This is a genomic window from Nocardioides flavescens (assembly GCF_009823805.1).
Classification (GTDB): Bacteria; Actinomycetota; Actinomycetes; order Propionibacteriales; family Nocardioidaceae; genus Nocardioides; species Nocardioides flavescens.
Window position 1 is genome coordinate 87,264 of record NZ_WUEK01000012.1, and the last position, 10,350, is coordinate 97,613.

The 10,350-nt window shown below is 72.4% G+C and carries 13 protein-coding genes and 2 tRNA genes; 12 read left to right on the plus strand and 3 right to left on the minus strand.

What is annotated here, in order from left to right; translation table 11 throughout:
* Positions 1-6: 6 nt before the first annotated feature.
* The 4 genes from GRQ65_RS24140 (at position 7) to GRQ65_RS17720 (ending at position 1,017) form a co-directional block, all read left to right on the plus strand.
* Complete coding sequence (locus GRQ65_RS24140) at positions 7-642, plus strand: DUF3566 domain-containing protein (RefSeq protein WP_337191837.1); 636 nt, start codon at positions 7-9, stop codon at positions 640-642.
* A gap of 74 nt (positions 643-716) precedes the next feature.
* A tRNA-Ile gene (locus tag GRQ65_RS17715) sits at positions 717-790 on the plus strand.
* A 1-nt stretch (position 791) separates the two neighbouring features.
* A complete protein-coding gene (locus GRQ65_RS22955) occupies positions 792-917 on the plus strand; it encodes a DLW-39 family protein (protein ID WP_337191838.1) in 126 nt (41 codons plus the stop codon).
* Between the two features lie 24 nt (positions 918-941).
* A tRNA-Ala gene (locus tag GRQ65_RS17720) sits at positions 942-1,017 on the plus strand.
* Between the two features lie 10 nt (positions 1,018-1,027).
* Here the strand turns inward: GRQ65_RS17720 and GRQ65_RS17725 are convergent.
* Positions 1,028-2,026, minus strand: coding sequence for an aldo/keto reductase (locus GRQ65_RS17725; RefSeq protein ID WP_160879325.1), 999 nt, complete (start codon positions 2,024-2,026; stop codon positions 1,028-1,030).
* A gap of 130 nt (positions 2,027-2,156) precedes the next feature.
* On the opposite strand from GRQ65_RS17725, the gene GRQ65_RS17730 reads away from it, so the two are divergent.
* The 5 genes from GRQ65_RS17730 (at position 2,157) to GRQ65_RS22225 (ending at position 5,981) form a co-directional block, all read left to right on the plus strand.
* Positions 2,157-2,987, plus strand: coding sequence for a hypothetical protein (locus GRQ65_RS17730; protein ID WP_160879326.1), 831 nt, complete (start codon positions 2,157-2,159; stop codon positions 2,985-2,987).
* 22 nt (positions 2,988-3,009) lie between these two features.
* The gene (locus GRQ65_RS17735; protein WP_160879327.1) at positions 3,010-3,789 is read left to right on the plus strand and encodes an SURF1 family cytochrome oxidase biogenesis protein; all 780 of its coding nucleotides are present in this window, start codon (positions 3,010-3,012) and stop codon (positions 3,787-3,789) included.
* Positions 3,786-4,127 (plus strand): DUF3817 domain-containing protein, encoded by a 342-nt coding sequence (locus GRQ65_RS17740; protein ID WP_160879328.1) that lies wholly within the window; start codon positions 3,786-3,788, stop codon positions 4,125-4,127. Before GRQ65_RS17735 ends, GRQ65_RS17740 begins: the two co-directional genes overlap by 4 nt.
* 24 nt (positions 4,128-4,151) lie before the next feature.
* A complete protein-coding gene (locus tag GRQ65_RS17745; protein WP_160879329.1) occupies positions 4,152-4,976 on the plus strand; it encodes a patatin-like phospholipase family protein in 825 nt (274 codons plus the stop codon).
* A gap of 471 nt (positions 4,977-5,447) precedes the next feature.
* Positions 5,448-5,981, plus strand: coding sequence for a lysophospholipid acyltransferase family protein (locus GRQ65_RS22225; protein WP_202388298.1), 534 nt, complete (start codon positions 5,448-5,450; stop codon positions 5,979-5,981).
* A gap of 84 nt (positions 5,982-6,065) precedes the next feature.
* On the opposite strand, the gene GRQ65_RS17755 is transcribed toward GRQ65_RS22225, so the two are convergent.
* Positions 6,066-6,929: a YtxH domain-containing protein gene (locus tag GRQ65_RS17755; protein ID WP_160879330.1), complete on the minus strand. Its 864-nt coding sequence runs from the start codon at positions 6,927-6,929 to the stop codon at positions 6,066-6,068.
* A 211-nt stretch (positions 6,930-7,140) separates the two neighbouring features.
* Between GRQ65_RS17755 and GRQ65_RS17760 the strand changes: the two genes are divergently transcribed.
* Together GRQ65_RS17760 and GRQ65_RS17765 are read left to right on the plus strand one after the other, a co-directional pair.
* Entirely contained in the window at positions 7,141-7,653 is a 513-nt protein-coding gene (locus GRQ65_RS17760; protein WP_160879331.1) for a peptidylprolyl isomerase, read from the plus strand.
* A 24-nt stretch (positions 7,654-7,677) separates the two neighbouring features.
* Positions 7,678-8,586 carry a rhomboid family intramembrane serine protease gene (locus tag GRQ65_RS17765; protein WP_337191839.1) on the plus strand — a complete coding sequence of 303 codons (909 nt, stop codon included), beginning with the start codon at positions 7,678-7,680 and terminating at the stop codon, positions 8,584-8,586.
* A 419-nt stretch (positions 8,587-9,005) separates the two neighbouring features.
* Here the strand turns inward: GRQ65_RS17765 and GRQ65_RS17770 are convergent, their stop codons facing one another.
* Positions 9,006-9,485: a cell division protein CrgA gene (locus GRQ65_RS17770; protein WP_337191840.1), complete on the minus strand. Its 480-nt coding sequence runs from the start codon at positions 9,483-9,485 to the stop codon at positions 9,006-9,008.
* Between the two features lie 19 nt (positions 9,486-9,504).
* Between GRQ65_RS17770 and GRQ65_RS17775 the strand changes: the two genes are divergently transcribed.
* A complete protein-coding gene (locus GRQ65_RS17775) occupies positions 9,505-10,341 on the plus strand; it encodes a DUF881 domain-containing protein (RefSeq protein WP_160879333.1) in 837 nt (278 codons plus the stop codon).
* Positions 10,342-10,350: the final 9 nt, after the last annotated feature.

The window sequence follows — 10,350 nt, forward strand, 5'->3', positions numbered from 1 at the left end:
GAGTCCGTGGCTGACCGTCCGACCAACTCCGGCCGCGAGGACACCGTGGTCCGGCCCCTCGCCGGCACCCCCGGTGCGCCCTCGCGCAACGGCTCCAGCGCAACGCAGGCGGCGCCGGTGACCCCCCCGCGGGGCACCGCCGCCGTACCCCGCGACAGCGCGCCGCCCACCGTCGCCACCCCGGTGGTCACGGCGCCGGCCGAGGAGAAGCCGTCGCGAGCCGAGCGCAAGGCCCAGCGGGCCGCCGCGGCCGCGGCCGCCGCCCCCAAGGCCGGCCGGCGCGCCCGGCTGCGGCTGACCCGGGTCGACCCGTGGTCGGTCATGAAGACGGCGTTCCTGCTCTCGATCGCGCTGGCCATCGTCTCGGTGGTCGCGGTCCTGATGGTGTGGACGGTCTTGGGCGCCGCCGATGTGTGGAGCTCGATCAACCAGACCGTGCAGGACGTCGTGGGCGGTCAGGACGCCAACAGCTTCGACATCGAGGACTACCTCGGCACCCGTCGGGTCGTTGGCTTCACCATGATCGTGGCGGCCGTCGACGTGCTGCTGCTGACGGCGATCGCCACCCTCGGCGCCTTCCTCTACAACATGTCCGCCTCGCTGCTCGGCGGCGTCGAGGTCACCCTCGCCGAGGACAACTGACCCGATTTCTCCGGGGTCGATGCGCTCCGGTAGTGTCTCCCCTCGGTCGTGCTGCGCATGCGCGCGCGACCTTCGGGCCTATAGCTCAGACGGTTAGAGCGCTTCCCTGATAAGGAAGAGGTCACAGGTTCAAGTCCTGTTAGGCCCACGTGAAGAAGCTGCTGGTCGTCGCCCTCGCCGCCGCCGGTGCCGTCTTCGCCAAGCGCAGGATCGACGAGGGCAAGGCCGAGCAGGCGCTCTGGGCCGAGGCCACCGACGCGGTCAAGCGCACCTGAGCTCCACCGCTTCTCGCCTGACTCGGGGCCTTGGCGCAATTGGTAGCGCACCTGCTTTGCAAGCAGGGGGTTAGGGGTTCGAGTCCCCTAGGCTCCACCACCCGTTCCGCTCAGCTGCGGTCGATCATCGCCTGCATCGCCTCGGGGTAGCGCTCGCCGACGACCGCGACGGCGTCCGAGGCCTCGGTGAGCTCGGCGAGGTCGTTCGGGCCGAGCTCGAGGTCGAGGGCGCCGAGGTTCTCCTCGAGGCGCTCGACCCGGCGGGTGCCGGGGATCGGGACGATCCAGGACTGCTGGGCCAGCAGCCACGCCAGCGCGACCTGGCCCACGGTGGCGTCGAGCCGGTCGGCGACGGCCCGCACGCGGTCCACGAGGTCGAGGTTGGTTTCGAGCGCCTCGCGCGAGAAGCGGGGCAGGTTGGCGCGGATGTCGCCCTCGCCGAACGTCGAGTCGCGGGTCACTGCGCCGGTGAGGATGCCGCGCCCGAGCGGGCTGAACGGCACGAAGCCGATGCCGAGCTCCTCGAGCACCGGGAGGACGGAGGTCTCGGGCTCGCGCCAGAACAGGGAGTACTCGCTCTGCAGGGCGGTCACCGGCTGCACCGCGTGAGCGCGGCGGATCGTCGTCGGACCGGCCTCGGACAGGCCGAGGTGGCGCACCTTGCCCTCGGTGATGAGCTCGCGCACCGTGCCGGCGACGTCCTCGATGGGCACGTCGGGGTCGACGCGGTGCTGGTAGAGCAGGTCGATCGTGTCCGTCCGCAGGCGGCGCAGCGATCCCTCGACCGCGGCGCGGACGTGCTCCGGGCGGCTGTTCACGCCGTTCTGGGTGCCGTCGGGCTCGATCGCGAAGCCGAACTTGGTCGCGATCACGACGTCGTCACGCACCGGTGCCAGCGCCTCGCCGACGAGCTCCTCGTTGTCGAAGGGTCCGTAGACCTCGGCGGTGTCGAAGAAGGTCACCCCGGCGTCGTACGCCGCGCGCAGGAACGCCACCGCGTCCTCGCGCTCCGGCGTCGCGCCGAAGCTCTGGCTCAGGCCCATGCAGCCCAGGCCGAGACCGGAGACCTCGAGGGTGCCGAGCGTGCGGGTGGGGCGGGTGCGGGACATGGCTCTCCTCGGGGCGCAGGGGCGACGGTCACTCCTGGGCCACCTCTCCGGTAGCCACCGGCGCGCCTGTGACACCGCGCTGCGGGGTTCCGCGTGCGCGGGGCGGGTGCGTTGCGCAGAATGGGGGATCGTGAGGCGGGGTCTGGTCGCGGTGCTGCTGTGCGCCGCCGCATTGGGCGCGGGCTGCTCGGGTGACGCCGAGCCGTTGCCGCCCGTGGTCGACCCGACGCCCACCGTCGACCCGGCGTACGACGCGAACGCGGAGCCGGCGCTCGCCGTGCTGTCGCTCGTGCCCGCCGAGGCCCGGACCCTCACCGTGACCGACCGGGACGAGGCCGCCGACGCGGGCGGTGCGTCCGTGGTGCTGGCCCCCGAGCTGCTCCGCGACGCGGCGGGCGCGCTCGCCGACTACGGCTTCGGACCCGACGCCGTGCAGTGGGAGGCGAGGTTCACCGACGGCTGGGTGGTCGCGCTGCGCGACGGCACCGACATGGCCCAGGTGCAGGCGGCTGTCGCCGCGGGCGTCGGCCCGCTGCAGGGGGCGAGCGTCGACGCCGAACGGCGGCTCGTCACGCTCGGCGCCACCGCCGACCCGCAGCAGAGCTGGGCCGTCGACCCCGACCTGCGGGCCCTGGTGGGTGAGCGCGCGGTCTCGACGTACGTCGACCGGAGCTGCTCGAGCACCGCGACCCTGCCCGGAGCCGACAGCCAGCGGCTCGAGGAGCTCGGTCCGTGGTCGATCGAGTTCGGCGCGGTCCTGGTGACCGCGCGGCTGGGGGCCGACCGGACGGACCTGTTCACCCGGCTGCGCGGCGCCGCCCAGGACCAGGCGCTGGGGGCGGCCCTCGGCGGCGGTGTCGCCGACCCGCAGACCGGGCGCCTCGGCTACCGCATCACCGACCCGGCTGCCGCGGCCGAGCTGGTGCGCACCGGTGGGCTGCCCTTCACGGCCTGCACTTAGGGAACCCGCCTACCCTGGTGGGGTGCGCGAGGCCCTGCGACCCCGGTTCTGGCCGGGTCACCTCCTGGCCGTCGTGCTGACCCTCGCCACGATCGTCCTCGGCATCTGGCAGATCGGTGCGTGGCAGGACCGCCGCGAGGCGGAGGCGCGTGACCTCACGCAGACGGCACCGGTGGCCCTCGACGACGTGATCGGACCGGACGACCCGTTCCCCGGCCGCTCGGTCGGACAGCCCGTCGACGTGGCCGGCACCTGGCTGACCGAGGGCACGCTGTTCATCTCCGGACGCGAGCACGACGGTCGCGACGGCTACTGGATGCTGACCCCGCTCGCGGTCGGCGGCGGGTCCAACCCTGCGGTGCCCGTGGTGCTGGGCTGGGTGGCCGACCCGGCCGACGCACCGGCGCCGCCGACGGGCGACGTCCAGCTCGTGGGCTGGCTCCAGCCGCCCGACGGCACCGGTCAGGTCGACGACGACCCGACCGACGACGTGCTGCCGCAGCTGCGGGTCGCCGACGTCATCCAGCGCGTCGACCGCGACCTCTACGGCGCCTACGTCGTCGCGGACGGCGGCGTGGACGGCCTGCCCCAGGCCGACCTGGCCCAGCTGCCCGAGGCGAGCCGGTTCACCGCGGTGCGCAACCTGCTCTACGGGATCGAGTGGTTCGTCTTCGGGGGCTTCGTCGTCCTGATGTGGTGGCGCTGGCTCGGCGAGCAGCTCGCCGCGGGCCGGCGTAGGGACGACGGCGGTGGTGCCGGGGAGACGGCCGACGAGGACGCCCCGGATACCGTGGACGCGTGAAGGGTCTGTTCACCGCCTACCGGGTGCTCGCGATCGTGGTCGGCGTGCTGCTGGCCGTCTGCTCGCTGGTCGCGCTGCCGCTGAAGTACCTCGCCACGGAGGGCACCTCGCTGCAGCAGTTCGGCTCCGACCTCAGCGTGCTGTGGGTCGTGCACGGCTGGATCTTCATGATCTACGTCGTCGTCGCGTTCTTCCTCTCGCGCAAGGCCGGCTGGAGCTACGGCTTCACCATCGTCGCGCTCGTGGCCGGTCTCGTGCCGCTGCTGATCTTCTGGGTCGAGCGCCAGGTCGTGCACAAGCTCAAGGTCGAGAACCCCGACCTCGAACCTGTGGCCTAGGTCGGGCCTGACCTGGATGCCGGAGTGACCACCGCCTTCGTGCTCGGGGGCGGCGGGGTCCTCGGCGCCGTCGAGGTCGGGATGCTGCGCGCGCTGCTCGAGCGCGACGTCGTGCCCGACCTGGTGCTCGGCACGAGCATCGGCGCCCTCAACGGCGCCGTGCTCGCCAGCCAGCCCGACCTCGGGGTGGTCGAGCGGCTGACCGACCTGTGGCGCTCCGCGGGCTCCGCGCGGGAGGCGGGGTACGGCGACCGGCCGCTGCGCACCGTGCGGCGCGCTGTCTCCACCGGCACCCACCTCTGGTCGGCGACGCCGCTGCGGCGTCGCCTCGCGGACGAGCTCGGCGACATCACCTTCGAGGAGCTGCCGGTGCGGTTCCAGGTGTGCGCGGCCAGCATCGAGCGGGCGGCCGAGCACTGGTTCGACTCGGGGCGGGTCGTCGACGCGGTCGTCGCGAGTGCCGCCGTACCCGGGCTCCTGCCGCCGGCCGAGGTCGACGGCGAGCACTACCTCGACGGCGGCATCGTCAACTCCGTGCCGCTCGGTCGTGCCGTCGAGCTGGGCGCGACCCGCGTCTTCGTGCTGCAGGTGGGCCGCGTCGACCGACCGCTGACCCCGCCGAAGCGACCTTGGGAGGTGGCGAGGGTGTCGTTCGAGATCGCGCGGCGCCACCGGTTCACCCGTGAGCTGGCCGAGCTCCCCGAGGGCGTCGCGTGCCACGTGCTGCCGGCGCGCGGCACCTCTGCGCGCGACGACACCCTGCTCGGCACGCGCGACTTCTCACGCGTGCAGGAGCGCATCGACGCGACGTACGCCGCGAGCCGCGACCACCTCGACCGGGTCCTGTGAGCCCGCTCGGGACGACCGTCCTGCGCCGGGTGGTCGTGGCGCCCGCGGTGCTGGGCGTCTCGGCGGTGCTGTGGCTGCTGCTGCCGCTGTGGCTGCTCGCCGCCGCGGCGCTCTCGCCGGTGCTGCCGGGGCGCTGGCGGGCGCTGCGGCTGCTGTGGATGGTCGTCGTCTACGCCAGCGTCGAGTCGCTGGTGCTGCTGGTGCTGCTCGGCCACTGGCTGGCCAGCGGCTGCGGGCGGCGGCTGCGCACGGCGTACTGGCAGGGACTGCACTACGACCTCGTGCAGGGCGTGATGTGGGTGCTGTTCCGCGAGGCGCGCCGGGTGCTGCGCCTCGAGATCGTCACCGAGGGGCCCTCGCCCGACGCCCACCCCGGCTCGCCGCTGCTGGTGCTGTGCCGCCACGCCGGTCCGGGGGACTCCTTCACCCTGGTGCACGCCCTCATGCACTCCTACGCGCGAGCCTCGGGTGGTGCTCAAGGACACCCTGCGCTGGGACCCGGCCATCGACGTGCTGCTCAGCCGGCTGCCGGCGCGGTTCATCAGCCCGAACCCCGCCGCCGGCGAGGATCTCGAGTCGCAGATCGCCGAGCTGGCGCGCGACCTCGACCGCGACGACGCGTTCGTGATCTTCCCCGAGGGCGGCAACTTCACCGCCGCCCGCCGCGACCGGGCCATCGCCCGGCTGCGCCGGCTCGGGTTGGAGGCGATGGCGCAGCGGGCGGAGGAGATGATCCACGTCCTCGCCCCGCGCCCCGGAGGGGTCGTGGCGGCGCTCGACGCGGCGCCCGGCGTCGACGTCCTGCTCGTCGCCCACACCGGCCTCGACCACCTCCACTCCGTCGCCGACCTGTGGCGCGAGCTGCCGATGGACAAGCGGATCGTCATGCGGTGGTGGCGGGTGCCGCGCGCCGAGATCCCGGAGGGTCGCGAGGAGCGCATCGGCTGGCTCTTCGACTGGTGGGAGCGCATCGACGACTGGGTCGAGGAGAACCGGGTCAGATGATCCCTTCGACGACCCCGTCAATGACAGAGCCCCCCGGTCCGTGCGGACCGGGGGGCTCGTCGGGGCTCGGGTGAGCCAGGGTCGCTACTTGTCGTCCCGGATGTCGTCGACCTTGTCCTGCACCTTGTCCTTGAGGTCGCCGGCCTTGTCGGCGACCTTGTCCTTGACGTCCTCGGCCTTGTCCTTGACGTCGCCGGCCTTGTCCTCGACCAGGTCGATGACCTCGGCCGGGTCGTCGGGGGTCGAGACCGAGTGCGGCTTCTCGGCCAGGTCGGAGAGCGCCTCGTCGGGACCGGCGGCACCGGCGTCGTCGGCCACGGCCGCGGGCGCGGGGGCCGGCTTCGGGGCCGGGGTCGGCGCCGGGGTCGGGACGTAGGAGGACTGCCAGTTGTCCTGCTGGCCGCCCGACTGCAGCTTCTTGGCGACGAACCCGACGACGCCGGCGAGCACCGCGAAGACCGCGAGCTTGCGCAGCGTGCTGCCCTTCTTCTTCTGCGGCTCACCGCGCAGCTGCGCGACGCGGGCGTCGGCGCTCTCCTTGGCCTGGGCGGCGAGGTCGCTCGCCCGGGAGGCCGCGGTGTCCTTGGCCTGCGAGGCGAGGAACGCCGCGCGCGCCTTGGCGTCGAACAGCGACGACTCGCCGGCGTCGCGGGCGTCCTTGGCCTTCGACACCGCGGTGTCGCGGGCGTCGTGCAGCGCGGAGGCGGCGTTGTCGCGGGCGTCCTGCAGCGCGGAGCTGGTGCGGTCGCGAGCCTCGGCGACGTACGGGGTCGCCTTGTCCTTGGCCTTGTCGCGCGCGTCGGCGAGGGCGGGGCGGGCGGTGCTCTCGTAGAAGTCCTCCACCGCGTCACGGGTGGTGGCCAGCGCCGACTCGACCTGGGGCCGCACCTGGTGGTCGACGTAGTCGGACGCCTTCTCCAGCAGGGTCTTCTTCTTCCGGAACATCATCGCGCTTCCTCTTCCGCAGGGTGCTCGGGCTCGGGTCCCGAGGGGTGGCGTTGCGGGCCCGTCCCAGTCGACCTGCGGGGGTACCAGGTCGACCGGGGCCAGCCCGTGCTCTCCCGCTTGTGGCCCGTGCGAGGATCGACAGGCGCACCGGCGGGCGTACAGCCCGCGCGGTACCCACTTGCCTCCAGACACCACATCGAGAAAGGCCCTCATGGCTGACCAGCAGGCCGTCCTGAAGACCAACCGCGGCGACATCACCATCAACCTGTTCCCGAACCACGCTCCGGAGACGGTCGAGAACTTCACGGGGCTCGCCACCGGCTCGAAGTCCTACGACGCGGGCAACGGCCGCAGCGGCCCGTTCTACGACGGCCTGACCTTCCACCGGGTCATCGAGGGCTTCATGATCCAGGGCGGCTGCCCGCTCGGCACCGGCACCGGCGGCCCGGGCTACACCTTCAAGGACGAGATCCACCCCGAGCTCGTCTTCGACAAGCCCTACCTGCTCGCCATGGCCAACGCCGGCCCGGGCACCAACGGCTCGCAGTTCTTCATCACCGTCGGCGCCACCCCGTGGCTCAACCGCAAGCACACCATCTTCGGCGAGGTCGCCGACCAGGCCTCGCGCGACGTCGTCGACGCCATCGCGACGACCTCCACCGGCCCGGGCGACCGCCCGACCGAGCCGGTCGTCATCGAGTCCGTGACCGTCACCGAGGGCTGAGGAACTCAGCTGAGCCAGTCCTCCGTGCCCGAGACCGGGGTGCCGACCTGCTATCGGCACCCCGGCCGCGAGGCCCACATCCGCTGCCAGCGGTGCAACCGCGTCATCTGCCCCGAGTGCATGCGCCCCGCCTCTGTGGGCTTCCAGTGCCCCGAGTGCGTCGCCGAGGGCGCGAAGCAGACCCGCCAGGCGCGCACGGCGTACGGCGGTCTGCGGCCCACCGACGCCTCGAGGACCTCGATCGTCCTCATCGCGCTCAACGTCGCGGTGTGGATCGCGGTCATGGTGACCGGTGGCTCCTCGAGCCGGCTCGTGGACTGGCTCGCCCTGCGGCCCAACGGACTGTGCATCAGCGGGCGCTACGGCGCCGACGTGACGCAGGCGGTCTGCGACCAGGCCGGCGGCACGTTCCTGCCTGGGGTCGTCGACGGCGCCTACTGGCAGCTCGTGACCTCGATGTTCATGCACGTGCAGCCGCTGCACATCGGGTTCAACATGCTCGCGCTCTGGGTGCTCGGTCCCCAGCTCGAGCTCGCGATCGGGCGGGCGCGGTTCCTCGCGCTCTACTTCATCTCGGGCCTGGCCGGCTCCGCGCTCGTCTACTGGGCCGCCAGTGAGTACGGCGCCACCCTCGGCGCGTCCGGCGCGATCTTCGGCCTCATGGGCGCACTCGCCGTCATCGCCTTCAAGGTCGGCGGCGACGTCCGCGGCATCCTGACCTGGATCGGCATCAACTTCGTCATCACCTTCGTGGTCGCCCGGATCTCCTGGCAGGGCCACCTCGGCGGCTTCCTCGGTGGCCTCGCCGTCGCCGCCATCCTCGTCTACGCCCCCCGCGGCCCCCGCCGCACGGCGTTCCAGACCGCCGGACTCTGCTTCGTCCTCGCCGTCGTCCTCTTCGCCATCGCCGCCCGGTCCGTCGTCCTCGGCTGAGGTCGCTTGCGGGGCAGTCCTGGTGCTCCGTCGCGTCGACAGTCGAACTTTTGGGACGTGCCAGTGTCCCGAAAGTTCGACTGTCAACGGCCCGACCGGTTGTGTCCTGGACTGTGCAACTTCCGGGCCGTCAGGTGACCCGGAAGTTGCACTGATGCTCGGCGCTCTGGCCGCGGGCGGGTCCCGCTGTCGACAGTCCAACTTTCGGGCCATCTAGCTGTCCGAAAAGTTCGACTGTCGATGACAGCGCCCCATGGTCGCCAAGGCGAACCGGACTGCTGTCCACATTCACCCACAGGCGAACTACACGGCTGTAGTTCTCCACACCGGTGGAAAAAGCTGTGGAGGAACGACCGAGCCCCCGACCGGAGGACCGGCGGGGGCTCGAGGGTGGAGCGGGGATCAGCGGGGGAGGGGTGTCACTCCCACTTGGTGGCGTAGGTGAACCCCACGGCCATGAAGGCGATGCCGACGACGAGGTTGTACTGGTCGAGGTCGTTCATGACCGGGATGCTCTGCAGGTGGTCGTTGGCGAACACGTAGTAGGTGCAGATCCACAGCAGGCCGACCAGGAAGCAGCCGAGCATGCCGACCACGACGCCGCGACCGCGGCCGAGCGGGGTGGAGGGGTGGGCGGCGACGACCAGGCCGAGCATGAAGAGGCCGAAGCCGATCACGTAGTTCCACCGGGCGAGGTCGCCGATGAACGCCGGGCCGCTGGGGCCCTCGGGGTTGCCCTCGGAGTCGAACGCCGTCGGGTCGGGGCGGACGCCGACGTAGTAGTAGACGATCCAGGCGATGCCGAGGGCGATCAGCACCAGCGCGAGCACGAAGCGCGGTGAGACGACCGGCCCGCGGTCGGGGTCGGCGAACTGCTGGTCTCGGGCCTTGATCCTCACGGCCGTTACCTTAGTCGGCATGGACCACGACCACCGACTCCCCACCGGGCCGCGGCCCCCGCGGTGGCGGGGGCTGCGCCGGTCGTGGAGCGGCGGGCGGCGTCCGTCGCCGTGGCGGCTCGCGACGACCGCGGTGGTCCTGGTGAGCGGTGGGCTGTTCGTGGTCAGCGCCCAGTCGAGCGGCGGCACCGACCTGCGCTCCGGGCGCTACAGCGACCTCAGCGCGCTCGCGGGCAGCGAGGCGCAGCGGGCCGAGGGGCTGCAGGAGCGGGTCGCCGGGCTGCAGACGCAGGTGCAGGAGCTCTCCGACCGCGTCGACGATGCCGACGTGCGCCGCATCCGCCGGCAGGCCGCCGCCCTCGAGTCCTCGGCCGGGCTCACCGAGCGCCGCGGACCGGGCGTCGTCGTGACGCTGTCCGACGCGCCCGACGAGATCATCGACGCCACGACCGGCGACAAGAACCTCCTCGTCGTGCACCAGCAGGACATCCAGGCCGTGGTCAACGCGATGTGGGCGGGCGGCGCGCGCGCCGTGGTGATCCAGGGTCAGCGCGTCGTCACGACCACGGGCATCAAGTGCGAGGGCAGCTCGGTGATGCTCGGCGGGGTGCCCTACCCGCAGCCCTACGTCATCGAGGCGGTCGGCGACGTCGGCGACCTGACCTCCGCGATCAGCGACGACAGCTACCTCAAGGTCTACCGCGAGCAGGCCGACGACCCGCGCATCGACGTCGGCTGGGAGCTCGACGTCGAGGACTCGCTCGCCGCGCCGGCGTACGACGGGCTGCTCGACCTCAGCTACGCGACCCCCGTCGAGGAGGGGCCGCGCAGCGACACCCAGGCCGAGCGCGACTGACGAGCAGCC

What these genes read in the sequence shown, in the direction of transcription:
- GRQ65_RS17725 (WP_160879325.1), bottom strand. Translation starts at nt 2,026, where the DNA reads ATGTCCCGCACCCGCCCCACCCGCACGCTCGGCACCCTCGAGGTCTCC.
- GRQ65_RS17755 (WP_160879330.1), bottom strand. Translation starts at nt 6,929, where the DNA reads ATGATGTTCCGGAAGAAGAAGACCCTGCTGGAGAAGGCGTCCGACTAC.
- GRQ65_RS17775 (WP_160879333.1), top strand. Translation starts at nt 9,505, where the DNA reads ATGGACCACGACCACCGACTCCCCACCGGGCCGCGGCCCCCGCGGTGG.
- GRQ65_RS17760 (WP_160879331.1), top strand. Translation starts at nt 7,141, where the DNA reads ATGGCTGACCAGCAGGCCGTCCTGAAGACCAACCGCGGCGACATCACC.